The following is a 24,912-nucleotide window of genomic DNA, read 5'->3' as shown; positions in this document are numbered from 1 at the left end:
AGCCAGCACCAACCACCCTTCGAGCGCACTGTCGAACGCGTGCGCCACCCGCCAGTGCGCGTCGAACGCGACCCGCTCCCGCGCCGGCGACTCCGCGAACAGCGCCTCCTGCTGGCAGGAGAGGCACCCGGCCTCGCTCGGCTCCATATAGTCCCTTCGCTCGTGAACCCGCCCCTGCGGAAACGCGGAATCTCGGACGGCCATCCCGGCAGGACCCAGCACGGGAGCTCCATCCCGGCACCATGCAACTCAAGCACGCCTCACGAACCTCTATGCGGTTTGCGTGCAGTCGGACGGGTTCACCTTCTCCAAGCGCTGAGGCGTCATATCGGAGCGCGCGGATCCTGTGGCGTTCTGCAGGACTACACGAAAACGTTCCCTTGCACTGTGCAGCAGGCGTCCGTAGGTCTGAGACCTCCGCAAGAAGCCCGGCCGTCCGGAGCCGTCAGGCGCTGCGGGAGCGAAGTGGGTTTTGCGTCAACTATCTGAAGGATTCGGAAAGTTCACGTTCCACATGCATCTGCTCCGGTACGTTCGCGAAGCATTCATGTCGCAGCCTGACAGAGCGGGGGAACCTATGGGCAACGACAGCGACGGCCAAGGCCGGCGGCAGCTGCTGATCTCTGTGGTCGACGAGGATCCGTTGCGGGCGCGCAGTGACGCCCGCGAACTGCTGGCCGAAGTGTCCGAGGCCGATCCGACTGCCTCGCTGCGCCTACCTTCGACCGGACCCTCCGCGGACACCGACAAGGGTGGCGACGTTGTGGGCGTCATCGGTCTGGCCCTGAGTTCCGGCTCGTTCGCGGCAGCCTGCGTCCAGACTTGGCTGGCCAAGGTACCGCAACGCACCATCATCGTGGCTCGACCCGATGGGGCCAGGATGCGGATCACGGGCCGCGAGGCCCGTGAGGACGAGGACTGCGTCGATCGCTTCCTGGCCGGCGGCTCCCCACCGGCGGACGGGAATACGGTCGACACCGGCCCAGGCCGGGACGACGCCTCCACGGCGGGCTGACCGAGGGTGCGCAACAACGACCGGTACGCCATGTTGATCGGTGTGTCGACGTACGACAGTGACGGTTACCACGACCTCGCGGCAGTGCGTGCCGATCTGCACTACATGCAAGCCGTCCTGGAGAGTACGGAGATCGGCCAGTACAACGACTGCGCTGTGGTGGCTGATCCGACGCGTACAGAGATGCTGCATGCCATCGAGTCATTCCTTGAGGAGCGGCAGCAGAGCGAGAGTGCGCTGCTGTACTTCAGCGGGCACGGCGAGTTCTGCGAAGCAGACAATCAGCTGTACTTCCTCACCCGCGACAGCGATCGCACCGACCTCCCTCGTACTGCGGTGTCGGCGGAATTCCTCGAACGATCCCTGCAGTCCTGCCGCGCTGCCTCCAAGATCGTCCTGCTCGACTGTTGCGCGAGCGGCTCGGTCGTCCAAGGCTGGCGCGCCAAGGGAAACAACAGTGAGGAAGCGGCTGAGCCGGAACGCAGCACCGTGCTCCGACCCACTGGTGTCTACTTCATCACCGCTTCGGACGCGCTCCAAGCCGCCTCCGCCATGGCTCCGGAAGGATCGACGCTCGGCACCTCACGGTTCACCGGCGAAATCGTCGAGGGATTGCGGAATGGGCGGATCAAAGACGGCGGATGGATTTCTCCTGATGACCTCTTTGACTATTTGACCGCGCGGATGGGGCGCAAGGATGTGCCCAAGGAGCAGCGCCCAACCAAGTCCACCATCCGGGCCACTCACACGTTGTACTTCGCCCGGTCGGTGGCTCGTCCGGTCAGTCTCCCCGCACTACCCGATGAGCCAACAGGGTTTTCGACCGCTCTGCTCAAGGCTCGCGCGCAGGCCGCGGCTGACACTCGGAATACCAACGATTGGAAGCGGCTGCTCCACTACTACGCCCAGTGCTTGAGCGCACAGGCTGCGGCGAGCATGCTGCCCAACCGGCGGGCCAAACGCAATTCGCAGTATTTCCTCGTGGGAAAAGGGCCCGAGACCATTCAATCCGGTCTGGGTTCTGAGCTGCCGGCTCCGGCGGGCCTTCCTGGTACACACACGTCGAGCAAGGACACGACGAAAGGCAGGTCAGAGGCTGCCGATCAACACGAGTATTGGTACGGATATCCGGCCGTCACCCTTCCTTCCCGTGGCGACGGTGGTCGAGGCACAGATGTAGGCATCGCACCCTTGCTCATTCAGCAGATGGAGCCAGCTCCGAATGAGAGCGGGCGCACCGTGCTCCGTCCGAGCGGGGTGCCTTCCCTTCACACCAAGGTGGTAACCGAACTCCTCTCCGAGGACGAGGCTGCCCAGTTGCTCGCTCGGTGGCAGCCGACGTGGCAGCACGGCAATGACGCGCAGATGCTCAAAGCCATACGGGAGTTGCTCACTGCACTCGGACTGCCGGAGCTCGAACCCCTCGATGTCTCCGCACTGTGTGCGGATTCCGTGAACAAGGCGCTGCGCCCAGGAGCACACAACACAGCGGTAATCCTGGCCCCCTCCGGCGTGGAGCGCTTCGCCACCGACGGACTGGTGGAGAACCTACTGACTATCTCTACTCGAACAGACGAGATCCCCGGTACCGCTCTCGATGCTCTTCTGAACAGCACCGCCTCCGTGTCCGAAACTGATCCGGTACTCGTGGTAACGGCCGGACCGGCCAACGAGAGTCAGGAGCAAGTGGTCGTCTCGGCAATGACGCAGCCCCTGACCGTGGCCACCGGCCCGCCCGGGACAGGGAAGAGCGAGGTCGTCACTGCGGTGGTTGCCACGTGCGTTGCGGCCGGTGAGTCGGTCTTGGTGGCGTCTACCAACAACGAGGCTGTGGACGTCGTCGCCCAGCGGTGTGACGAACTTGCTCCTGGCCTGCTGATGCGTACCGGCAACGTCGCTGCCTTGATCAAGGAGGCCGAAAAGCTGGAGCAACTGCTGTCGGACCCGCCTCCCCGGGCCAACCGCAGTTCGGCCACGGTTGCGGGTGAACTCCGCAACCTCCGCTCCGGCGCCGTCAGTCTGCGCGACCAGGCCGGCCGACAGGTGGAGGGTGAGATGCTGCTGGCCCGGATGCTCGAGCAGCGTGCGCAGCTCGCCAAGAAGATCGATCTCCCGCTGCCGCTCCTCGCACGGATGTGGACGACCGACGACCACTCGGCGCTCACCCGTTGGGAAGCACGGGCCCGCAGGGCAGCGACGGCGAAAAGCTGGTGGGGTCGCCGGCAGCGGAAGCGTGCGATGAATGCGTTCGTTTCGGCTGTCGACCCAGAGATGACCACACAGCTGCCGGCCTGGGTCGGCGCACGGCCTATCGTTCCGGAAGTCCTCAGCGGCCTGGTGGATTTGACGAATTTGGAGCGGCAGGTGCGTGAGCTCACGCCCGCCCGGCTCGCCTACGACGAGGAGACCGTACGTCAGGCTCGCGCGGACTGCGTGGCCACACGCGCCGAACTGTCGGCAGAGTTGTGCGCGGCAGCGTCGGCGGAGGCACTCAGCCGCGGGCGGTCGCTGCTGAACCAGCGACTTCAGACGCTGCGGAACCACTCGGGAACCCAGCGTAGCCAGTTGAATCTGCTGCCTCACCTGAAAGGGTGGGCGATCACCACGCACGCGGTGCGTCAGCTACGGCCAACCGCAAAGCTCTTCGACCTGGTCGTCATCGACGAAGCAAGCCAGTGCTCCATCGCTGCTGTGCTGCCCCTGCTGTTCCGCGCCCGGCGGGCTTTGATCATCGGTGATCCGATGCAGCTGAGCCACATCCCCGGCATCTCACCGGAACAAGAGCGTCAGGCGCGTGTCAGGGCCGGTCTGAGCGCGGCCTGGCTGGAGGACCGCCGACTCGCCTACCACGTCCACTCCTCCTACCATGCTGCCGCGCAGAACGGCGACTCTGCACTGCTCCTCGACGAGCACTACCGCTGCCACCCTCAGATTGCCGACGTCGTCAACAGCCATTGCTACTCCGGCGCGCTGGAGATCCTGACCGATGTGCGCCAACAAGTACCCGCGATCGACCTCACGGACACCGGAACAATCGCCGTACTGGCTTGGGCGAACGTTCCATTCAGCGAATCAGCACGCGGGCCCGGCGGAAAGTCGTGGCACAACCCATCCGAGGCCGCCGCCGTAGCCGAAGTCGTGAAAGACCTGCTGCATCGGCTACCAGGGACCGCGACGGTGGGTGTGGTAACACCCTTCCGCGCGCAGAAGGACGCCCTGGAGCGCATGGTCGGCAGCGACCGGGTGCGGGTGGGCACTGTGCATGCCTTCCAGGGAGGTCAGCGCGATGTGATGGTTCTCAGCCCGGTAGCGACCGCCAACACACCGCCGCGGACAGCTCATTGGGTGGCGCGCCAGGTGAACCTCTGGAACGTCGCAATTACCCGTGCCAAGTCCCAGTTGATCACCGTGGGCGACCATGGCTACTGGCAGCAGCAGACCGGCCTCCCCCACCTGTTGTCATCACGCGCGGTCCTTTGGGATCGGGCAGGAATTGTCGACACACCCCAGGCTCCCGTACCGGAGCCAAGCCCGCGGCCGGATCCGCGACACAGGGAGCTGACCGACATCGTGCAGCAGCTCCTCGCCTCGCGAGGCGTCGTCGAACTGGAACGCGACGCCATGGTCGGAGGACAGCGGATCGACCTTTTGTTCACCGCGCCAGAGGGCAACACCGTTGTACTGGTCGACACTGGAGCACCACACGGCCGTGATCCGGCACGGCACCTGCGCTTGATGCACGAGCGGGCAGGCCTGCTAATGGAGCTGCCATCCGGTGGCTCGGGATCAAAGGCCGGCAGCGTCAAGCGAGTCATCCGCATTCCCGCGTGGCGCATTCTCGCGGGCCCTCACGCACTGGCGCCACTGTTCGACTGAATGACCGGCCAGCCCCGTGCTGCCGGCCGGACATCCCGACCCGAGGAGGGGCAGTCGTGACAAGCATTCCGAAGACCGAAGAGGTCCTGCACAGGCTCAAGCGGAACGTGACCGTAACGGTGCATTCAACACGAGGGCTCGCGGGAAAGGTCGAAGAAGCTGCCGCTGACAAGGAACGTGAGCGCCGAGAGAAATTCCAGAAGCGGCAGGAGGAGGGCAAGACAAAGCCGGGCGAGACCTACGCACCACTGCGCCGCAAGTCGGGACTGCTCCCGCTCCCCAGTCAGGAACTCGGCATCTCAGTGCGACTGACGCTTTGGGACATACTGCACCATCTCGGTCGCGGGCTCACGCTGTCCCAGCGCGGCGCATCGCGCGGTCTGGCTGAACACTGGGGCAGCCTCAAGTACTGCCAAGCATTGAGCGCAAATGCTGGAACCCATCTCGAGGTGTCCGAGGAGGGAAAAAGGATTGCCATGTACTACAAGGCCCTGCAATCCGAGGAGTTGGGATACGCCTTCGCATCGGCCGTCAGTGAGGAAATCCTTACCCGGCGCTATCCCGACTACAGCGTCTCAATCGTCCGCGCCGACACCGCGCTGCGCGCCGGCTGGACATTGACCAGCCGGGACAAAGCGAAAACGCGAACCGTCGGCTACCACTACCGCCCACAGTTCTTCGCCGAAGTCTGGAAACCAGGCGAATCCTCACGTGTCTTCCCGATCGCGTGCAAGGGCAACCACAGTGACCGGCAGAAAGCGTATGAGCAACTCGCGTCCGCAGCGGTTCATGCGGACGGGGTGCACATCGGAGACTGGAACCAAACCCCGGCCCTGCTGTTCAGCACGGAGATCTCCCTGAACGACCCGCTCACCGTCCACGTTCTGCACGCCGATGGGCCCGGCGGCTGGCTGCACATCCCCGACGGCACGCCCACGGCCGACATCGGCTTGCCTGTGGGTGATAGAAACCCGGGCATTGGCATTTTCAAGCCGGGCAAGGGCCGAGAACCCGACACCTCCGAACCCGGATGCCAAGTCGGTCGCGACTACTACGAGTGGTTCCAGCGCGCCCTGGCCCGGGTCGGGGCCGCCGGAATCACCGCTTTCGCCGGCGACGGTGAATCCACCGCCGCGCTTCTCACCGCACGCCAGGGCCGTGACTTCTTCCAAGGCTTCGCACACGCCGCGTCCGGCAGCGTCCAGGACGCCCGTTACACGCTGTTGGGCGAGAAGTTCGAAGGCACGGATCATGTCTTCCGGCTCAACGGCGAACGGGTTCAGGCATTCTCCGGCGTCGCGAAAGACATACTCGATGTCCTCGTCACCAGAGAGAAAGACAAGCGGCACGCCGACGTCGCCGCCTACCGGCAACGGGTCCACGTGTGGAGGACCAAGCCGCACGGGACGCTCTGGGACCAAAAGTGGAACGGCGTGGTCTCGATCAGCCGAGACGGCACGGTGCTGGCTATGCGTCAGATCCCGCCGTTCCAGGACGAGTGATCTGTCAAAGTCTTGTCACCGTCCACTGGCTGCCGTCGGAACAGAACGCGCGCCCTGATTTCTGCTCGGACAGCCGGTCGGATCGCGCAGGAGGGCAACGCGTCTTGCGTGCGCTCCACTGCTGCCCCGCGAACTGCATCGCGTGGGGCATGCCTTCCTTGCCGAGAGTCATGAGCCCGGGCAATTCATTGCGCCGCAGCGTGAAAATGTACCTACCGGATGGCACGGACACCGCTCGCAGGCGCACCCGGCGCCGAGCCCGCACGGGGACGACGACGGGGCCGAACTCACGAGAAGGTTCGGCCCCGAACTCGCGTACTGGATGAATCGCGTCAACGTCCGCTCAGACGTTGAAGCGGAATTCGACCACGTCGCCGTCCTGCATGATGTAGTCCTTGCCCTCCATGCGGGCCTTGCCCTTGGTGCGGGCCTCGGCGCGGCTGCCGGTTTCGACCAGGTCGTCGAAGCCGATCACCTCGGCCTTGATGAAGCCGCGCTGGAAGTCGGTGTGGATCACACCGGCCGCCTCGGGGGCGGTGGCGCCCTTGGCGACGGTCCAGGCGCGGGCCTCCTTGGGGCCGGCCGTGAGGTAGGTCTGCAGGCCCAGGGTGTCGAAGCCGACCCGGGCCAGGATGGACAGGCCGGATTCCTCCTGGCCCAGGCTCTGCAGCAGCTCCAGCGCCTCGGCCTCGTCCAGCTCGATCAGCTCGGACTCGATCTTGGCGTCCAGGAAGATCGCCTCGGCCGGCGCGACCAGCTCGCGCAGTTCGTCCTTGAGCTCCTCGTTGACCAGTTCGTCCTCGTCGACGTTGAAGACGTACAGGAAGGGCTTGGCGGTGAGCAGGTGCAGTTCGCGCAGCGGCTCCGGGTCGAGGCCGGCGGCGAAGACCGTGGTGCCCGCCTCCAGCACCTGCTTGGCCTTCTCCACGGCGGCGGCGACCGCGACCTTGTCCTTCTGCAGGCGCGAGTCCTTCTGCAGGCGCGGCAGGACCTTCTCGATCGTCTGCAGGTCGGCCAGGATCAGCTCGGTCTCGATGATCTCCTTGTCGTCGACCGGCGAGATCTTGCCGTCGACGTGCACCACGTCCGGGTCGGTGAAGACCCGGATGACCTGGCAGATCGCGTCCGACTCGCGGATGTTGGCGAGGAACTTGTTGCCCAGGCCCTCACCCTCGGAGGCGCCGCGCACGATGCCCGCGATGTCCACGAAGTCGACCGTGGCCGGGACCTTCTTGGCCGAGCCGAAGATCTCCGCCAGCTTGTCCAGACGCGGGTCCGGTACGCCCACCACGCCCACGTTCGGCTCGATGGTCGCGAACGGGTAGTTCGCCGCGAGCACGTCGTTCTTGGTCAGGGCGTTGAAGAGCGTCGACTTGCCGACGTTGGGCAGGCCGACGATTCCGATGGTGAGCGACAACTGGATTCCCTGGCTTCTCGGCGATCGATGTGGCGCGCTGCGGACATACAAGCGCCTGCGGAAAGTGTAGGTGGTGGCCTGTGGCCAGTAGCATCCCTGGTTTCGTACGCCGGCCACTCAACGACGGGGACATCGATGAGCCGCACCTCGCACACCCATCACAACCGCAGGCAGCTCATGGACGGCGTCCTGTGGGAGTCCAAGCCCATGCGGGTCCTGCTGTTCACCGCGTTCATCCCGATCGCGCTCGGCTTCTTCGACCTGGCCGACCTCGAACTGCCGACCGTCGTGGCCGTGGCCCTGTACGGCGGGCTCAGCCTCTTCGTGCTCCTCGGGTTCGCGCTCTACCAGTACCGCAAGCTCTCGATCGGCCCCAACGGTCTGGTCTTCCACGGCCTGTTCCGCACGCGCGGCCTGCGCTGGGAGGAGATCTCCTCGGTCGAGGTCAAGCTCAAGGCCAACGCGGGTGACACCCCGTGCTACGCGGTGGTGCGCTGCGCGATGCGGGCCGGCGGCCGCAAGCAGCACACGATCAACTTCCTGGACAAGGAGAAGTTGCCGTACCTGGCCGTGGACCTGCGCTGGTACGCCGCCTCGCGCGGCCTCCCGGTCCAGGTGCTGGGCACCGCCGAGGTGGTTCGCGCCGTGGACATGGTGGAGAGCGGCGCCCGGGCGTGACCGATGCCGCGCCCCCGTGACGACCCGGGTGAATTGCTCGGCCCGAACTGCCACCAATCCCGGCCGAGAAAGCGTCCTCCCTGGTGAACCCGGGAAATCGGGGGCAGGAAACAGATCGGTCGAGGACGAGGTGAGCGGCGACCGGGCGGACGATTCGACACGGGCGGAGTGAGGTTTTTCGTGTTCTTGGACGGTTTTGACCGTGATGCGGCAATACCTTGGGTGGATGGAACAGCGCAGCCGAGCGGGAGCGCGTCCCGTATCGACCCGGATCCCTCGGAAAAGGCCTCCCGTGCCGGCGCCGGGACGGGGTGACGCCGTGCGCCGTCGACCCGGTTCGGCCGCGCCGGTTCCACCGACCTCGACACCCACCGACCGCGAACCGCCCCGGGAGCGCACGGGCCCTCAGCCCCGACCTCGTCGCCCCGGCGGCCCCTCGCGGCGGGCGAACGGCGCGCCCGGCGGATACCGCCCGTCCGGCAGCGGCCTGACCGCCGCCGGCGCGGCCGTGTTCGGCTTCGGCGGCACCCTGCTCGGCGGCCTCGTCGACCACCTGGCCACCGATCGGCTGGGTTTCGTGTTCGGGTTCGCGTTCCTGGTCGCCTCGGTCTTCGTGGCCTGGAAGGTGCGCGTCCAGGACTGGGCCGCCGCGATCATCACGCCGCCGATCGCGTTCGCCACGACCGTCGCGCTCGTGAGCACCCTGCTGGGCGGCGACACGCACGAGAGCTATCTCGCCCGGGTGGGCCTGGACCTGATCACCGCGCTGTCCTTCAAGGCCGGCCTGCTGTGGGGCGGTACGGCCCTGGCCGCCGTCGTCGTCCTGGTCAAACGCCGCGCGGCCGACCACCCGTAGCGCGAAACCCGCGAAACCGCGAACCGTCGAACCGCGAAACCCGCGAGCCCGCGACCCGCGCGCCGGGGCGGGCCCGCTCACGCCGAAACGCCGACGGGCCCGTCCGATCCCTCGGACAGGCCCGCCACGAACAACTCCCGCAAACCGGATGTCACGCCCCACGCGCCCCCGCGCTCCGCCTCAGGCGTCGCGCAGGTCCCGGCGCAGCTCCTGCGGCAGCGCGAACTGCAGACGTTCCTCCACCGACCGGTGAATGTGCACGTCGCCGAAGCCGCGCTCGGCCAGCCACGCGAGCACGCCGTCCACGAGCACCTCGGGCACCGACGCGCCGGAGGTGACGCCGACCGTGCCGACCCCCTCCAGCCATTCGTCCTTCAGCTCTTCCGCGTAGTCGACCAGGTACGACGCCCGGGCGCCCGCCTCCAGCGCGACCTCGACCAGCCGCACCGAGTTGGACGAGTTGGTCGAGCCGACCACGATCACCAGGTCCGACTCGGCGGCGATCTGCTTGACCGCGACCTGGCGGTTCTGTGTCGCGTAGCAGATGTCGTCACTCGGCGGGTCGATCAGCAGCGGGAGCCGCTTGCGCAGCTCCTTGACCGTGGCGACGGTCTCGTCCACGGACAGCGTGGTCTGGGACAGCCAGGCCACCTTCGACGGGTCGCGCACCTCGACGTTCGCGACGCCCTCGGGGCCGTCCACCAGGTGGATGTGGTCGGGCGCCTCGCCGGCGGTGCCGATCACCTCCTCGTGGCCCTCGTGGCCGATCAGGAGGATGTCGTAGCCCTCCTCGGCGAAGCGCACGGCCTCCTTGTGCACCTTGGTCACGAGCGGGCACGTGGCGTCGATCGTGCGCAGCGAACGGGCCGCCGCCTCCTCGTGCACCACGGGAGCCACACCATGGGCGGAGAAGACGACCGTGGCGCCCTCGGGCACCTCCGCCGTCTCGTCCACGAAGATCGCCCCGCGCTTCTCCAGCGTCTCGACGACGTATTTGTTGTGCACGATCTGCTTGCGCACGTACACCGGCGCACCGTACAGATCGAGGGCCTTCTCGACGGTCTCGACGGCTCGGTCGACGCCCGCGCAGTACCCCCGGGGGGCGGCGAGCAGGACGCGGCTGGTTGACGACATGTGTCCATCGTACGGGCGGCCACGCGTGCGCCACCTGGGCCCGGGCGGCAAAGCGCGCGTAATAGGGTCCTTTGTCGAGGCCGGCCTTCGGTGCGCCGCGCCCCGGACAGGACCAGGTTCACCCACGCCGTCCACGGGAAGACGTCGGATGCCCTTCAGCTCAGCGGAACGGCCCGGAAACGACACGTCGCGTCGACCGGAGTCCGCGAAGCGGCGCCGGGTGAGCTGGGATCTGCTGCGGGTGACGTTCGTGGGGCTGGTGCTGCTGTTCCACGGCACGTATCTGGCCCGGCAGTGGCATCCCGAACTGGCGGCACGTCCGTTCGTCTTTCCGTACCAGTTGGGCGCGAGCCTGCTCCTGGTCGTGTCCGGCTACTTCGCGGCGGTCTCGCTGCGCAAGGGCGACGTGGTGCGCTGGTGGGTCGGCCGGATGGCGCGGATGTTGCCGGCGTTCCTCGTCGGGGTGCTCGGCACGTCGCTGTTCCTGCGGTTGTGCGCGCCGCCGGGATGGTACGCGCCGAACCTGCGCGACGTGCTCGCCAACCTGGCCATGCTCTGGAACTGGAAACCGCAGTCGTACGCCTATGTGGACGCGGCCTATTGGACGATTCCGCTGCAACTGTTGTGGTTCACCGCGATCTTCGCGCTGTGGCGCTCGCGCCGGGTGCACGGGGACGCGACGGTGCGCACGTTGTGGCTGGTGTTGTGCCTCGAACTGTTCCTGCTGCCGGTCCGGCTGCACCTGCAATCGGAGGCGTTCCGCACGCTCTACGACGGGTTCGGGCTCTACCGCGTGCACCTGTTCGTCGCCGGCATCGGCGTGCACCTGTGGTCCCGGCATCGCGTCCGCGGCCCGCACGCGGTGTCCCTGCTCGGCGCGTGCTCGTTCGTGCACCTGTGCCAGACCCGGCACGCCTCCTGGACCGTCGGACTCGCGCTGGGCATCGCCGCGATCTGCGTCGCGGCGCTGGGGCCGGACTGGAACCGGTTCGTGCCCGCGTGGGCGGGTCGCGTGCTGGAGTGGACGGCCGGGATCACCTACGCGATGTACCTGGTGCACCAGTCGATCGGCTACGTGGTGATGCGCCGACTCCAGGACCACGGCGTCGGCGCGGTGGGTCAACTGCTCGCGTTGGGTGCGCTGGCGGTGCTGCTCGGCTGGCTGCTCACGGTGCTGGTGGAGCGTCCCGCGCATCGCGCGATCATGCACGGCTTCGATCGGTTGCGGCCGAGGCCCTGAACGGCGCTTCGGCACGGTGTCGCCGCGCGGATCCCCGGGCACCGCGCGCACCCCTCACAGCGTGTGCGCGGAGAAGAACGCCCACATCAGTTCATTGGCCGAGATCTCCTGGTTGATCCGGCCGAAGCCGCGCACCTCGGTGCCCGCCGCGCCCGGCCAGGTGTGCCCCGCGTCGGTCTGCGTGTACAGGATCACCGCCGTGCCGCCCGCGCAGCCGGTGTACGCCGTGCGCTCGACGTGCCGGGACACGCGGGTGCGTACCGGCGTGCTCGGGCAGTCGTCGATGGCCGCCCAGCGCCGCGCCGCCTCGGTCACCGAATAGGTCCAGCGCGACGCCCGCCCACCGTCGTAGGGGTTGGCCTGGTCGGCCAGGCCGTGGAAGGTCAGCACCGGGACCGGGCGGATCGGTCGGCACGGCGCCGGCCGCGCGCCGTCGGTGCCGTCCGCACGCAGGCCCGCGACCGGTGCCACGGCCGCTATCCGCCGACTCAGCGTGCAGGCCAACAGCGAGGTCATCCGCGCGCCGCCGGAGAACCCGGTCGCGTACACGCGCCGGTCGTCCAGGCACAACGAGCGGCCGAGCGCGTCCAGCGTGGCCCCGACGAAGCCGACCTCGTCCCGGCCGCCGACCGCGGCCGGATGGCCGCCGTACAGCGGTAGGCCGGGGATGTTCCAGGCCCGCCCGCCGGTGCCACCGGGGTAGCTCAGGCCGCCCTCCGGGATCGCCACGACGAAGCCGTGGCGCTCGGCGGACGCACCCAGACCGGTGATCGCCATCTGCGCCGCGCCGGTGCTGTTGCTGCCGTGCAGGTTCAGCACCAGCGGTCGCGGCCGGGCGCCGTCGTAGCCGCGCGGGACGTACGCCTGGACCCGGTAGGTCTCGCCGGAGAAGGACACCGGCACGGTCACCCACCCCTGCCGGTCCCGCCCGTCGCATCCGGTGTCCGCGGCGGCGGATCCGGTCGCCGCGGTCGGGCCGCTCTGCCGGGCCGTCAACCGGGCCAGCGCGAACACCGCGAGCACCGCCGCGACCGCGGCGAACACCGCGAGCACCCGGCACACCCGCGGGCTGGTACACCGGAAACCGGCCACAGCCACCCCACCTCGTTGTGCGATCCGGGTCCGGATCCGGTCCATTTCGCAAGCCTGTCCCCCGAGACAGACGTTCGCGAACCGTCCAAGGTTGCCTCATACGCGGACCGCTCGGCACGTAGAGTTGTCCGCCATGACCGGGACCCGCATCGTCGTCGGCGCCGCGATCCTCCACCGAGGGCGCGTACTCGCCGCGTGCCGCAGCGCGCCGGCCGAGTTGGCGGGCGGTTGGGAGTTCCCCGGCGGCAAGGTCGAGCCGGGCGAGAGCGAGGCCGCCGCCCTGGTTCGCGAGTGCCACGAGGAGCTCGGCGCGACGGTGCGACCGGTGCGCCGGCTGCCCGGCGCGTGGCCGCTCGCGCGAGGGTATGTGCTGCACGTGTGGCTCGCCGAGCTGGTCGCGGGCGAGCCCCGGGCGCTCCAGGACCACTCGGCGCTGCGCTGGCTCGGCTCCGGCGAGGTGTCCGGGCTCGACTGGCTGGCCCCCGATCGCCCGGCCGCGGAACTGGTCGCGGAGGTGCTCGCGAAACCGGTCGCGGCCGAGTCGGACAACCGGTCCACAGGCCCCGAAATGCCGCCGAGAACACCTGTCGGATCGGCCCGGCCACACCCGGGGGCCGGGCTTGAGAACGTGATCAACCGGGAAAACGGTCCGGAGTAGCAGCGACAAAGGGATCCGCCGTCCATGGAGCAGCGCCGAGAAGCCGATCGGAATCCGGGGGACGCGACCCGGCGATCCACGGCGCCCGGGTCCCTGTTCGATCTCGTCCCCTCGGCCACGTGGGTGCTCGACGCCGAGGGCCGGATCGTGATGTGGAGCGCCGCCGCCGAGCAGCTGTTCGGCTATCGACGCGAGGACATCCTCGGCGCCCGCGCGGTCGACCTGGTGCATCCGCCGTTCACCGCCGCACAGCAGGCCGCGACGGGACAGGCCGTCGCGGGCGCGGACGTCTTCGCCGGCGCGTACACGATGCGCAGGGGCGACGGCACGCTGTGCACGGTGGAGTCGCGTGCGGCCTTCGCCGAGGACCTGGCCGGGAACCGGTTCGTCCTGATCACCTCGATGGACTCGACGGTGGTGCGCAAGGTCGAGGCCGACCTGGCGATCCGCGAGGCGCTGTTCGACCAGTCGCCGATCGGCGTGGGCATCTTCGACGCCGACCTGCGCTACGTCGCGGTCAACGACGCGCTCGCCGCGATCAACCGGCTGCCCGTCGAGGAACACATCGGGCGCCGGCTCGAGGAGGTCCGTCCCGGGATGGACACCGAGCGGGTGCGCACGATCCAGCAGCGGGTGCTGGAGACCGGCGAGCCCGTGGTCGACTCGCGGATCTTCGGCCCGATCCCCACCGACGGCAGCCCGCGCACCGTGTGGTCGATGTCGTACAACCGGCTGGAGGCGCCCGGCGGCCGGATCCTGGGCATCAGTTGTTCGCTGATCGACGTGACCGAGCGGCACTACGCGATGGTCAAGGTGGACGCCGCGCGCAAGCGGCTCGCGCTGCTGAACGAGGCGGGCACCCGGCTCGGCGCCACCCTGGACATCCCCAGGATCGCCGAGGAGCTGACCGCGTCGGTGGTGCCCGGCTTCGCCGACCTGGCCGCGGTGGACCTGCTCGACGCGATCGTGCAGGGCGAGGAGATCCCGCCCGGCGCGCACGCCGAGAAGGCCCGCCTGCAACGCGTGGCCTCGCGCGGCGCGCGGCCGGGGCGCTACACCGACGAACTGCTCCGCCAGGGCAGCACCCTGGTCTACGCGGCCGACTCGACCTTCGGCCGATGTCTGCGCACGGGCGGCTCGTACCTGATGCGCAATGTGCAGGACGACATGTACGACGAGCTGATCCACGATCCCGGCCGGGCCGAGGCCGCCCGCGCGCTGGGCCTGCACACGATGATCGTGGTGCCGCTCAGCGCCCGGGGCGTGGTGCTCGGCACGATGCTGCTCGGGCGCGGCGAGGGCCGACCCGCGTTCGACCCGGACGACCTCACACTCGCCACCGAACTGGGCGCGCGCGCGGCCGTGTCGGTGGACAACGCGCGGCTGTACCACCACCAGCGCGAGACCGCGGTAATGCTCCAGCGCAGCCTGTTGCCGCAGAACCTGCCCGCGCTGCCGGGCATCACGGTCGCGCACCGCTACCTGCCGGGCAGTTCGGTGACCGAGGTCGGCGGCGACTGGTACGACGTGATCCCGCTGTCCGGCGGCCGGATCGGGCTCGTGGTCGGCGACGTGATGGGACACGGCGTGCACGCGGCGGCGGTGATGGGCCAACTGCGCACCGCGGTACGCACGCTCGCGGGCCTGGAGTTGCCGCCGGCCGAGGTGCTCGGGCACCTGGACGACATCGTGGTGGGTCTGGGCGAGCTGCACTACGCGACGTGCGTCTACGTGGTCTACGACCCGGTGGCCCGCACCTGCGAGTTCGCCAGCGCGGGACACATGCCGCCGGTCCTGGTGCCGCCGGGCGGCCGGCCGCGCGTGGTCGACAACCCGCCCGGAACGGTGCTGGGCGTGGGCGGCCTCGGCTTCGAGCAGGGCGATTTCGCGGTCGAGTCGGGCAGCACCCTGGTGCTGTACACGGACGGCCTGGTGGAGACCCGCGATCGCTCGCTCGACGTCGGCATCGACCTGCTCTGCAAGGCCGTGGCGGGCCCCCTGGGCACCCTCGAGCAGACCGCGGACAAGGTGGTCGCGGACGTGCACGAGGAGCCGGGATTCGACGACGTCGCCCTGCTCGTGGCCCGCCTGGACGCGCTCGCCGAGGACTCGGTCGCCTCCTGGTGGCTGCCGGCCGAACCCGCGGTGGTCTCGCGCGCCCGCGAACTCAGCCGCAAGACCCTCAACGAGTGGGGCCTGGACCCGCTGGTCGACATCACCGAGCTGCTGGTCAGCGAACTCGTCACGAACGCGCTGCGCTACGGCGTGGGCCCGATCCGACTGCGTCTGCTGCGCGGCCGGGGGCTGCTGTGCGAGGTCGCCGACGCCGGCACCACTCTCCCCCGCATGCGCGAGGCCGAGGACACCGACGAGGGCGGCCGCGGCCTCCAACTCGTCAACCAACTCGCCGAACGCTGGGGCAGCCGAAAGTCCGGCCACGGCAAGACGGTCTGGTTCGAACTGCCTTTGCCGGAATAGCCGAAGGCCACAGCCACGACGGAGACCCGGACCACGGGAGGTTCTCGCCGATCGGGGCGTGCGCTCCTCGAGCCGGCGATTCAGGTGTCGTAGACCGTCGAGCGGTGCCCGACGGGGATCACCCACACCACCAGCTCGCCGCTGTCGATCGTGTAGACGACGCGGTAGTCGCCGACGCGCAGGCGGCGGCGCTCCGGCTGCGATACGAGTGCCGTGGTGTTGAAGCCGAGCGGATTGCTCTCCAACTCGGTCAGCTTGACCAGGATGCGCAGCGCCATGTCGCGAGGGATCTTTCGAAGTTCGGCCTGCGCTTCGGGTCGAAAGACGGTGCGGTATTCACTCACTGCGCGCCAGGGTCTCCCTCATGACATCCTCGATCGGGATCCCGGCCGCCGGATTGGCCATGCGCTCGTCGATGACCCGATTGATCTCGCGCTCTTCCCACTCCTGGTACTTCCGAAGCACCTCGATGGACACCACCGCGGCCACCTCTTTGCCGCGGCGCGTGATGACCGTGGGCATGTCGTCGCGATCCGCCCGCTCCACGACCTCGGCCAGGTGCGCGCGCACGTCGCGGATGGACTCTATGGGCATCCGACTCATGGAACCAAGTGTACTTGGTGTCCCATGTGTACACAAGCGCGCATCCCCCGTTGTGCGAGTCGCCGGCCTCGGCGCGCGTCGTCCCGGGCGGGCGGTGGGCCGGTTAGCCTCTGGGGATGGCTCTCACGACTTCCGCCGACGCGCCCCTGCCCGTGGCCGAGATCTCTCGGTTGATCGGGGGGTGGATCGATCGGCTGGGCGATGTGTGGGTCGAGGGGCAGATCACGCAGCTCAGTCGGCGGCCGGGGGCGGGCGTGGTGTTCATGACGCTGCGCGATGCCGAGCAGGATGTGTCGATCTCGGTGACCTGCTATCGGAAGGTCTTCGACGCGGTCGGGGACATCGTGGCCGAGGGTTCGCGGGTGGTCGTGCACGCGAAGGCGGACTGGTACCGGGCGCGTGGGACGTTGTCGTTGCGGGCCGCGGAGATCCGGCCGGTGGGGATCGGCGAGTTGTTGGCCCGGTTGGAGCAGCTCAAGCGGGCGCTGACCGCCGAGGGGCTGTTCGATCCCCGGCACAAGCGGGCGCTGCCGTTCCTGCCGCATCGCGTCGGGCTGGTCTGCGGGCGCGCCTCGGCGGCCGAGCGGGACGTGCTGGAGAACGCCAAGCGGCGTTGGCCCGCCGTACGGTTCGCGGTGCGCAACGTCGCGGTGCAGGGGGTGAGCGCGGTGTCGCAGGTGGTCGAGGCGATCCGTGCTTTGGACGCGGACCCCGACGTCGACCTGATCGTGGTGGCCCGGGGCGGCGGCAGCGTGGAGGACCTGTTGCCGTTCTCCAGCGAGGAGTTGGTACGGGTCGTCTTCGCCTGCACGACGCCGGTGGTGAGCGCGATCGGGCACGAGCCGGACTCGCCCCTGCTGGACCTGGTGGCCGACTATCGGGCGTCCACGCCCACCGACGCCGCGAAGCGGATCGTGCCGGACATCCGCGAGGAGATGCACCGGGTGCACCAGGTGCGCGATCGGGGGCGGCTCGCGCTGCGGGCCCGGCTGGATCGGGAGTACCAGGGGCTGCGGGCCGCCCGTTCGCGTCCGGTGCTGGCCGACCCGCAGCGCATGGTGGACCTGCGCGCGGAGGAGGTGGCCGCCCTCGTGGACCGCTCCCGGCGCACCCTGCGCCACCTCCTGGACCGCGCCGAGAGCGACCTCGCGCACACCCGCGCGCGGGTCGTCGCGCTCTCCCCCGCGGCCACCCTGGAGCGCGGCTACGCGGTGTTGCAGCGGGCGGACGGGCACGCCGTACGGGATCCCGCGGAGGTGGCGGCCGGCGAGCGGCTGACCGCCCGGGTGGCGGCCGGACGCTTCGACGTGGTCGTCCCGAAGGACTGATCGCCCCGAAGGCGCGCCCGTCGGCAAACCCGTCCACAAGCCCGTCACCGGCCCGTCACCGACCCGACCGGCAACCCCACCGGCCACCCACCGGCCACCCACCGAGAGTCCCGCCGTCGACCCGCCCCACCCCGATCGCCACGCCGCACCACGCCGCGCGCCGCGCCTGCCCACAAATCCCCAGCATTGACCCGTTCGTATGACAAGAAGTCATGTCTCACCCGATCGGCGGCGAAAACGGCTTAGTTTGCGCGTGTGTTGCGTCATCTGCTCGCCGCGTCCGCACTGTTGCTCTCCGGCGTCGCCACGTCCTCCGTGGCCGCCGCCGACGACTCGCCCGCGCGGTGGAATCCGTCAGCCGCCGACTCCTACGTCAACTACGTCGCGCCCAGGGACCCGCTGCCGCCGGACGGCCCGCCGGGCGTGTCCCCCGAGGTCCGTGAGCGTGCGCTCGCGGCGGACCGGCGGGCCCGGCAGTACGACCGGAAGTTCGCCGCCGGCAACCCCGCTCCCGCTCGCCGGCTCGCCCGGGCCGAGGCGGCCGCGGCCCGGACCGGGGTCAGCCCACGCGCCCAGGCCGGGGCCGGCACCCGGGACGCCCGGCTGTTGACCATCCTGGTCGAGTTCAACGACCACGCCGACGACGACTTCTCCGGTTTCAGCCGACCGACGAGCGTCGCGGACCCGACCTGCGTGACCGAGCCGCCGGGCACGGTCAAGAACGGTCCGCGGCACAACCTGCTCCCGGACCCGGCGGTCGCCGGCCGGGACAACAACACGCTGTGGGTCCCGGACTTCGACAAGGCCCACTACGACCGCATGCTCTACTCCGAGGAGGGCATCACCGAGCGGGTCCGTCCCGACCTCACCGGCCCGGACGGCCGGCCCGGCGTCAGCCTCGCGGGGCTGACCATGCGCAACATGTACCGGGAGATGTCGCACGGCGCGTACTCGATCGGCGGTGAGGCCGCGGGCTGGGTGAGCGTGCCGCACTCCGAGGCCTGGTACGCCGCCGGCCACTGCGGCGCGATCCGCCAGGACAACAGTGGCAGTCCGCAGAACCCGCGCGGAGTAAGGCAGTTCGTCACCGACGCGGTCGACGAGCTGGCGAAACAGCAGCCGAACCTCCCGTGGGCCGACTACGACCGGGAGGACCCGGGCGACGCCGACGACGACGGCGACACCCAGGAGCCCGACGGCGTGATCGACCACCTCGTGCTCGTGCACGCGGGCAAGGACAAGTCGGCGGGCGGCGGCGCCGAGGGCACCTACGCGATCTGGGCGCACGCGAGCACCGTGCTGCGCGGACACCCCATCCCGGGCACCGACCTCAAGGTGGCGAACTACATCGTCCAGCCCGAGGACTCCGGAGTGGGCGTGTTCGCCCACGAGTTCGGCCACGACCTGGGCCTGCCCGACCTGTACGACAACTTCAGCGGCGGCGAGACCGACGTCGACTTCTGGGACCTGATGTCCTCCGGTTCGCACGCCGGGCCGCTGTTCCAGACCATGCCCGCGCACCTGGGCGCGTGGTCGAAGTACGTGCTGGGCTGGATCGATCCGCCGGTGGTCCCGGTCGGCGGCGAAGCGCGTACCGTCTCGCTCGGCGCCGCCGCCGACCCGGCGCCCGGCACCCTCGCCGCGGTCCGGGTGGACCTGCCCGCCGAACGCGTCCGGATCGGCACCCCGCACAGCGGCGCGAACATGTGGTACTCGGAGCGGGACCAGGAATGGTCCGACGCCCGACTCGTCCGCGACCTCGCGGTGCCCGCCGGCGGGTCCGCGACCTTCTCGATGTGGAACGACTACACCATCGAACAGGACTGGGACTTCGGCTTCGTCGAGGTGTCCACCGACGACGGCGCGAGTTGGACCCAACTCGCCGTGCGCGACGACGCGGGCAACCTGGTCAGCACCCCGCCCGACTATCCCGACCCGAACCGCAACCTCGCCGAGTTGCGCAAGGTCAACGGCCTCACCGGCGACAGCGGCGGGTGGCGGCACGACAACGTCGACCTGACCCCGTACGCGGGCCAGAGCGTCAAGCTGCGGCTGGACCTGAACACCGACGCCGCGTTCATGGAGAAGGGCTGGTTCACCGACGACTTCTCGCTGACCAACGGCGGCACCACGGTGTGGTCCGACGACGTGGAGAGCGGCGACAACGGCTGGACCCCGGTCAAGGGCACCAACACGGTGACCCGCGGGGCCGGCTGGGGCCGGACCTCCGGCGAGGTCGAGCGCGAGCAGTACTACCTGATGGAGTGGCGCGCGCCGGTCGGCTTCGACCAGGGCCTGCGGTACGCGTACACCGCCGAGCACAGCGACGCTCGCGGCGTGCGGGTGCGCCGACTGGCCTACGACGTGCCCGGCATGCTGGTGTGGCTGCGCGACGCCGAGTACCAGAACAACGGCGTGAGATTCAATCTGGGCGCGCCGCCCAGCTACGGCGCCAAGGGCCAGACGCTGCTCGTGGACGCGCATCCGGATCCGCGCCGGTGGACCGGCGAGGCGGGCGAGCACTACCTGGTCAAGAGCAATCCCCGGAAGAACCTGGAGAGTCGGGCGCAGTCCGCGGACGCCGCGTTCGGCTTCCTGCCCACCCCGGCGTTCGGGGCGTGTCACGGCAACGGCGCGTGGTGTCAGGACTTCGCGCCCCGCGAACCGGTCCGCGCGTTCGGCGACGACCGCGGCTGGGCGCCGGGCGTCGAGTACGTCGACGGCGTGCCGGTGGACCGCTTCACCGACGGGTCCACCGTGGTGCCCGCGCGCGGCCCGTACAGCACCCGTGTGGCCGACGCGGACGGCGCGCCCGATCCGGCGCACTACGGCGTGCCGTACAAGGGCTCCGTGCTCGGCACCGGCGATCCCGGCCCCGACCTCGCCTACGGCGCCTCGGCCACGCTGGTCGCGCCGCTGTCGAGGGAGCGTCCGGACCGCGGCGCCGCCGTGCGGGTCACGTCGGCCCGCCCGTGATCCGGCCTTAGGCTGGCGGCATGAGCGAGCAGACCGCACCCGCGCCGGACGAGGCACCGGCCTACGAGCAGGCCCGTGACGAGCTGATCGAGGTCGTGCGCCGCCTGGAGACCGGCGGCATCACCCTGGAGGAGTCGTTGGCCCTGTGGGAGCGCGGCGAGCGACTCGCCGTGGTGTGCGAGCAGTGGCTCGACGGCGCCCGGGCCCGGCTGGACGCGGCGGTCCGGGCGGAGCGCGCGGGCGCCGCGTCGGACGAGGTGGTCGAGGAGGACTGACCCGCTGGCGCCGCGCGCCGCGCACGGCGGAAGGGGCGCTCCCGAATTCGGGAGCGCCCCTTTTGTTGCGACCGCAACGCGGCTACCCGCACGCGAGGTACACGTGCGCGGCGGCGGCTACTTCTGCGCCGGCAGGATCCAGACCACCGCGCCGGAGTTGCCCGGCAGCGGGAGCACCGGCAGCGCGGTCACGCCGTAGCCCTTGTCGAAGCCCGGGTTGCCCGTGCCCAGCTCGGAACCGTGGAACAGCTTGCCGAAGTTGTCCCGGTCCAGCGAACCGTCCGCCTTGGTGACCTTGGTCGAGTACGGCGCCTTCGCCGGCACCACGGTCGAGCCGTAGCGGTCCTTCGGAAGCACCCGACCCTTGTAGAGCTCGGTGCCCGGTGCCCAGCCCACCGTGTCGGTGAACAGCGTCACCGGCGCCTGCGCCGGGAACGACGTGCAGTACGCGGTACCGGGGATGCAGTCCGTGAACGGCGACGTCTTGACGAAGCCGAACGCCGCGTTCGCGGCCTGCGGCCGGGTCGGCAGGTTGGCGAAGACGTTGCGCCGCTCGATGTTCGGCGTGTTCGGGTCGACCTGCGGGAACTGCGCCGCGGCCTCGCCGGTGTAGCGCAGCGGGTCCGGGTGCGAGTCGACGATCAACAGCTCGCCCTTGGGGCCCCACGAGGGCCCGTTGTCGATGTTGAAGTTGACGCCGTTGTTCTGGTACTGGTTGTCGCGCAGCCAGACCAGCATGCCCGGCGCGTTGTACGGCACCCGGTTGGTCTTGCCGTTGACGCCCCCGGTGTACGCGTACTTCAGGCCCTCGTCGAAGCCGGACAGGTTGCGCCACTCGAGCAGGTAGTACTGCTCCCGCTCGAAGGTGCCGCCGGTGCGACCCCAACCCTCGCCCTTGGTGATCGCGTTGGTGCCCTTGACCGCGGTCCAGCCGTTGTCGCCGCTCTCCACGTCGTCGGACCACACCGTGGTGCCGCCGTTGGTCAGCGAGAAGTCGTCGGCGAACCAGCCCTTCTCCATGAACGCGGCGTCGGTGTTCAGGTCCAGCCGCAGCTTGACGCTCTGGCCCGCGTACGGGGTCAGGTCGACGTTGTCGTGCCGCCACCCGCCGCTGTCGCCGGTCAGACCGCTGGTCTTGCGGAACGTGGCCAGGTTCTTGGTCGGGTCCGGGTAGTCCGGCGGCGTGCTGACCAGCTTGCCCGACTCGTCCTTGACCGCGAGCTGCTTCCAGGTGGCACCGTTGTCGGTGGACACCTCGACGAAGCCGAAGTCCCAGTCCTGCTCGATGACGTAGTCGTTCCACATCCAGAACTTCACGTCCGTGCCCGCGGGCACCGCGATGTTCCGCTCGATCCGGATGTCGGACCAAGCCTGGTCCTGGCCGGAGTACCACATGTTCTGGCCGCCGTGCGGCGTACCGACCTTGACCTGCTTGTTCGGCAGGTTCACCCGGATGCCCCGCGAGGTGCCCTTGGGCGTCTTGGCGGCCTGGCCCAGGGTGGCGACCTTGGGTCGGTCACCGACCTTGACCAGGTCGGGGGTCAGCCAACCGAGCGCGTACTTGTCCCAGATGCCCATGTGCGCGGGCTGCGACTGGAACAGCGCACCGGTGTGCGAACCGGCCGACATCAGGTCCCAGAAGTTCAGGTCCGTCTGACCGGCGCTGAAGTTGTCGTACAGGTCGGGCAGGCCCAGGTCGTGGCCGAACTCGTGGGCGAACACGCCCACTCCCGAGTCCTCGGGCTGCACGATGTAGTTCGCGATCTTGATGTTGCTGCCGGGCACCTGGTGACCGAAGAGCACGGTGCTCGCGTGCGCCCAGATGGAGTAGGTGCCCTCGGCACCGCCACCGGCCGACTTGTCCTTGCCCGCGTGCACCAGGACCAGGTGGTCCACCACGCCGTCCGACTCCTGGGTGTTGCCGTCGTGGTCGGCGTCGCCCGGGTCTTCCTTGTCGTAGTCGGCCCACGGGAACGTCGGCTGCTGCTTGGCCAGTTCGTCGACCGCGTCGATGGCGAGCTGCTGCGCGCCGAGCGGGTTGGCCGGGCTGCCGCTGTTGTCCTGCTGCGCGTTGCCGCAGGCACCCGCGCCGTACCAGGCCTCGGAGTGCGGCGCCTTGATCCACGGCGTCGCCTCGCCGGACACCGAGTACTTCCCGGCCGACATCTCCTCGTACATGTTGCGCATGGTCTGGCCCGCGAGGCTGATGCCCGGCTTGCCGTCCGGCCCCGTGAGGTCGGTGCGCATGCGCTCGGTGATGCCCTCCTTGGAGTAGAGCATCTTGTTGTAGTGGGCCTGGTCGAAGTTCGGCACCCACTGCGAGTTGTTGTCGTTCGGGTTCAGCGCCGGGTTCGGGATCCGGTTGTGCAGCGGCCCGTTCTTGACCGTGCCGGGAGGCTCGGTCACACAGGTCGGATCCGAGACGCTGGTCGGTCGCTTGAAACCGGAGAAGTCGTCGTTGGCCTTGTCGTTGAACTCGACCAGGACGGTGAGCAGCTTCGCGGTCTGCTTGGCGTCGACGGGCTTGCCGCTGCGCTCGGCCTTGATCTCGGCCGGGCTCTTGCCGGTACGCCCGGCCTCGGCCTCGAGTTCCTTGATCTGGGCGGCGGCACGGGGGTTGCCGTCGGAGTTCTTGCGGTCGGCCGCGGCGTTCTGCGCCTTCAGCGACGCGGCCTTGGCCGGGTCGCCGGGCAGCGCGCTGGTGTCGATCGCCGCGTCGACGGAGTTGACGTAGTGGTCCTCGGGGCCCGGATTCCACACCGCCTTCGTCGTATCGACGCGCGTAGGCGCGGCCGACGTCGAGGGCGCGGTCGTGGCCGCCAGCCCCGTGATCGCCAGTGCGGAAACGGACAACAGCGCCACACGGCGTTTGACCCGCCGGGCGCCGCTCGGGGGCGTCGGGCCCCTCCCGGGTATCGCTGGACTCAACGTGCTCCCCTTTCCGACCGGGGGGCGACCCCCCGGACGCAAAGCGACGTCGCGCGGGATCTGATCAAGCGCACACGACATCGGGACGGCTCGGAAAGCCCGGCGGACACGCGAGGGCAACCATCGGGTCACGACGATGCCGACTCGTGTTCGACCGGGCTTCCGGACCCTAGGGGCGGGAGTAACGCGCGGGGCAGAGGAGAGCGTGGGGTCTTTACAATCTCTTTACAAGCCGCTGCACATCCTGTTCACCCGGGCGCCCGAGTCGCCCCGATATGGCCGGCGGATCCGCCGGCCATCGGCTTACGGGGCGGCAGTTCGCAGGGATGCGGCGAGAACGGTCAAATCCTCGAAAGTCGCGTTGCCGGTGACCATCGTGGTCACGCCGTCGCGCACACGGACGAGCGAGCGGTACTTGGGGCCGTCGTAGGCCTTCCACTGCTCGCCGGCCACGTCCCGGTTGCCGATCGGCTGCCCGCGCTTGCCCTTGTCCCGGACGAGTTCGTCGGTGAAGCCGTTGGTCTGCTCGACGGCCGCGTACATGTCGTTCGGGTTGATGAAGCCGATGTGCCACGTGGTCTGGTTGCGGTCGTAGCCCGAGTAGTTCACCGACGTCGCGCGCCATCGCTCGCTCAGACCCTGCGGCGCGAGCAACGGATACGGCGAGACCCGGGCCGCCTGGCGGAAGGACTGCTCGTACTGCACCCGCTTCACCGGATCTTCGCCGTTGTGCGGTGCCACCAGGAACAGCGCGCCGACCACGAGGCCGCATGCTCCGAGGGAAAGGACCATGTCCCGGACGGTCTCTCGACCCGACTTTGTCGCCACCCGAACATGGTCGCATTGCGGGCCGGCT

At 69.3% G+C, this 24,912-nt stretch carries 18 protein-coding genes; 11 read left to right on the top strand and 7 right to left on the bottom strand.

Annotated features, from left to right (window positions below; translation table 11 throughout):
* The first annotated feature begins 577 nt into the window (after nucleotides 1-577).
* Genes ACWCPW_RS23600 through ACWCPW_RS23590 form a run of 3 tightly spaced genes read left to right on the top strand, consistent with a single transcriptional unit; the run spans nucleotide 578 to nucleotide 6,393 of the window.
* On the top strand, nucleotides 578-1,015 hold the full coding sequence (locus tag ACWCPW_RS23600) for an effector-associated constant component EACC1 (RefSeq protein ID WP_449763589.1): 438 nt from the start codon (nucleotides 578-580) through the stop codon (nucleotides 1,013-1,015).
* 6 nt (nucleotides 1,016-1,021) lie between these two features.
* Complete coding sequence (locus tag ACWCPW_RS23595; protein WP_449763588.1) at nucleotides 1,022-4,891, top strand: caspase, EACC1-associated type; 3,870 nt, start codon at nucleotides 1,022-1,024, stop codon at nucleotides 4,889-4,891.
* Nucleotides 4,892-4,947: 56 nt separating this feature from the next.
* Nucleotides 4,948-6,393, top strand: coding sequence for a hypothetical protein (locus tag ACWCPW_RS23590; RefSeq protein ID WP_449763587.1), 1,446 nt, complete (start codon nucleotides 4,948-4,950; stop codon nucleotides 6,391-6,393).
* A gap of 343 nt (nucleotides 6,394-6,736) precedes the next feature.
* On the opposite strand, the gene ychF is transcribed toward ACWCPW_RS23590, so the two are convergent.
* Nucleotides 6,737-7,810 (bottom strand): redox-regulated ATPase YchF, encoded by a 1,074-nt coding sequence (ychF, locus tag ACWCPW_RS23585; protein WP_395870423.1) that lies wholly within the window; start codon nucleotides 7,808-7,810, stop codon nucleotides 6,737-6,739.
* A gap of 135 nt (nucleotides 7,811-7,945) precedes the next feature.
* Between ychF and ACWCPW_RS23580 the strand changes: the two genes are divergently transcribed.
* A complete protein-coding gene (locus ACWCPW_RS23580) occupies nucleotides 7,946-8,488 on the top strand; it encodes a hypothetical protein (RefSeq protein ID WP_449763586.1) in 543 nt (180 codons plus the stop codon).
* Nucleotides 8,489-8,807: 319 nt separating this feature from the next.
* Nucleotides 8,808-9,344, top strand: coding sequence for a DUF6542 domain-containing protein (locus ACWCPW_RS23575; RefSeq protein ID WP_449763585.1), 537 nt, complete (start codon nucleotides 8,808-8,810; stop codon nucleotides 9,342-9,344).
* Nucleotides 9,345-9,524: 180 nt separating this feature from the next.
* Here ACWCPW_RS23575 and ACWCPW_RS23570 read toward each other — a convergent pair whose 3' ends face one another.
* Nucleotides 9,525-10,478: a 4-hydroxy-3-methylbut-2-enyl diphosphate reductase gene (locus ACWCPW_RS23570; RefSeq protein WP_449763584.1), complete on the bottom strand. Its 954-nt coding sequence runs from the start codon at nucleotides 10,476-10,478 to the stop codon at nucleotides 9,525-9,527.
* A gap of 148 nt (nucleotides 10,479-10,626) precedes the next feature.
* On the opposite strand from ACWCPW_RS23570, the gene ACWCPW_RS23565 reads away from it, so the two are divergent.
* Nucleotides 10,627-11,718 carry an acyltransferase family protein gene (locus ACWCPW_RS23565; RefSeq protein ID WP_449763583.1) on the top strand — a complete coding sequence of 364 codons (1,092 nt, stop codon included), beginning with the start codon at nucleotides 10,627-10,629 and terminating at the stop codon, nucleotides 11,716-11,718.
* Nucleotides 11,719-11,772: 54 nt separating this feature from the next.
* On the opposite strand, the gene ACWCPW_RS23560 is transcribed toward ACWCPW_RS23565, so the two are convergent.
* Complete coding sequence (locus ACWCPW_RS23560; RefSeq protein ID WP_449763582.1) at nucleotides 11,773-12,816, bottom strand: alpha/beta hydrolase family esterase; 1,044 nt, start codon at nucleotides 12,814-12,816, stop codon at nucleotides 11,773-11,775.
* A gap of 127 nt (nucleotides 12,817-12,943) precedes the next feature.
* Here ACWCPW_RS23560 and ACWCPW_RS23555 point away from each other — a divergent pair, with 127 nt between their 5' ends.
* Together ACWCPW_RS23555 and ACWCPW_RS23550 are read left to right on the top strand one after the other, a co-directional pair.
* Nucleotides 12,944-13,468: a (deoxy)nucleoside triphosphate pyrophosphohydrolase gene (locus tag ACWCPW_RS23555; protein WP_449763581.1), complete on the top strand. Its 525-nt coding sequence runs from the start codon at nucleotides 12,944-12,946 to the stop codon at nucleotides 13,466-13,468.
* 24 nt (nucleotides 13,469-13,492) lie between these two features.
* Nucleotides 13,493-15,946, top strand: coding sequence for a SpoIIE family protein phosphatase (locus ACWCPW_RS23550; protein ID WP_449763580.1), 2,454 nt, complete (start codon nucleotides 13,493-13,495; stop codon nucleotides 15,944-15,946).
* Between the two features lie 80 nt (nucleotides 15,947-16,026).
* On the opposite strand, the gene ACWCPW_RS23545 is transcribed toward ACWCPW_RS23550, so the two are convergent.
* Nucleotides 16,027-16,290 carry a type II toxin-antitoxin system RelE family toxin gene (locus tag ACWCPW_RS23545; protein WP_449763579.1) on the bottom strand — a complete coding sequence of 88 codons (264 nt, stop codon included), beginning with the start codon at nucleotides 16,288-16,290 and terminating at the stop codon, nucleotides 16,027-16,029.
* Complete coding sequence (locus ACWCPW_RS23540; protein WP_449763578.1) at nucleotides 16,283-16,549, bottom strand: type II toxin-antitoxin system Phd/YefM family antitoxin; 267 nt, start codon at nucleotides 16,547-16,549, stop codon at nucleotides 16,283-16,285. The genes ACWCPW_RS23545 and ACWCPW_RS23540 overlap by 8 nt, the downstream gene beginning before the upstream one ends.
* Nucleotides 16,550-16,665: 116 nt before the next feature.
* Between ACWCPW_RS23540 and xseA the strand changes: the two genes are divergently transcribed.
* The 3 genes from xseA to ACWCPW_RS23525 all read left to right on the top strand — a co-directional run bounded on the left by xseA (nucleotide 16,666) and on the right by ACWCPW_RS23525 (nucleotide 21,128).
* Nucleotides 16,666-17,877 (top strand): exodeoxyribonuclease VII large subunit, encoded by a 1,212-nt coding sequence (xseA, locus tag ACWCPW_RS23535; RefSeq protein WP_449763577.1) that lies wholly within the window; start codon nucleotides 16,666-16,668, stop codon nucleotides 17,875-17,877.
* A gap of 255 nt (nucleotides 17,878-18,132) precedes the next feature.
* Nucleotides 18,133-20,853, top strand: coding sequence for an immune inhibitor A domain-containing protein (locus ACWCPW_RS23530; RefSeq protein ID WP_449763576.1), 2,721 nt, complete (start codon nucleotides 18,133-18,135; stop codon nucleotides 20,851-20,853).
* Between the two features lie 20 nt (nucleotides 20,854-20,873).
* Nucleotides 20,874-21,128 carry an exodeoxyribonuclease VII small subunit gene (locus ACWCPW_RS23525; RefSeq protein ID WP_449763575.1) on the top strand — a complete coding sequence of 85 codons (255 nt, stop codon included), beginning with the start codon at nucleotides 20,874-20,876 and terminating at the stop codon, nucleotides 21,126-21,128.
* Nucleotides 21,129-21,245: 117 nt separating this feature from the next.
* On the opposite strand, the gene ACWCPW_RS23520 is transcribed toward ACWCPW_RS23525, so the two are convergent.
* Together ACWCPW_RS23520 and ACWCPW_RS23515 are read right to left on the bottom strand one after the other, a co-directional pair.
* A complete protein-coding gene (locus ACWCPW_RS23520) occupies nucleotides 21,246-23,990 on the bottom strand; it encodes an immune inhibitor A domain-containing protein (RefSeq protein ID WP_449763574.1) in 2,745 nt (914 codons plus the stop codon).
* 369 nt (nucleotides 23,991-24,359) lie between these two features.
* Complete coding sequence (locus ACWCPW_RS23515; protein ID WP_449763573.1) at nucleotides 24,360-24,884, bottom strand: DUF4245 domain-containing protein; 525 nt, start codon at nucleotides 24,882-24,884, stop codon at nucleotides 24,360-24,362.
* Between the last annotated feature and the right edge of the window lie 28 nt (nucleotides 24,885-24,912).

The sequence above is a fragment of the Embleya sp. NPDC001921 genome, assembly GCF_053594475.1.
This window is presented reverse-complemented; position numbering and strand designations above follow the sequence as displayed.

Bases quoted from the DNA above. Each gene is read 5' to 3' on its own strand.
- ACWCPW_RS23600 (WP_449763589.1), top strand. From the start codon at position 578: ATGGGCAACGACAGCGACGGCCAAGGCCGGCGGCAGCTGCTGATCTCT.
- ACWCPW_RS23580 (WP_449763586.1), top strand. From the start codon at position 7,946: ATGAGCCGCACCTCGCACACCCATCACAACCGCAGGCAGCTCATGGAC.
- ACWCPW_RS23570 (WP_449763584.1), bottom strand. From the start codon at position 10,478: ATGTCGTCAACCAGCCGCGTCCTGCTCGCCGCCCCCCGGGGGTACTGC.
- ACWCPW_RS23565 (WP_449763583.1), top strand. From the start codon at position 10,627: ATGCCCTTCAGCTCAGCGGAACGGCCCGGAAACGACACGTCGCGTCGA.
- ACWCPW_RS23555 (WP_449763581.1), top strand. From the start codon at position 12,944: ATGACCGGGACCCGCATCGTCGTCGGCGCCGCGATCCTCCACCGAGGG.
- ACWCPW_RS23550 (WP_449763580.1), top strand. From the start codon at position 13,493: ATGGAGCAGCGCCGAGAAGCCGATCGGAATCCGGGGGACGCGACCCGG.
- ACWCPW_RS23540 (WP_449763578.1), bottom strand. From the start codon at position 16,549: ATGAGTCGGATGCCCATAGAGTCCATCCGCGACGTGCGCGCGCACCTG.
- xseA (WP_449763577.1), top strand. From the start codon at position 16,666: ATGGCTCTCACGACTTCCGCCGACGCGCCCCTGCCCGTGGCCGAGATC.
- ACWCPW_RS23525 (WP_449763575.1), top strand. From the start codon at position 20,874: ATGAGCGAGCAGACCGCACCCGCGCCGGACGAGGCACCGGCCTACGAG.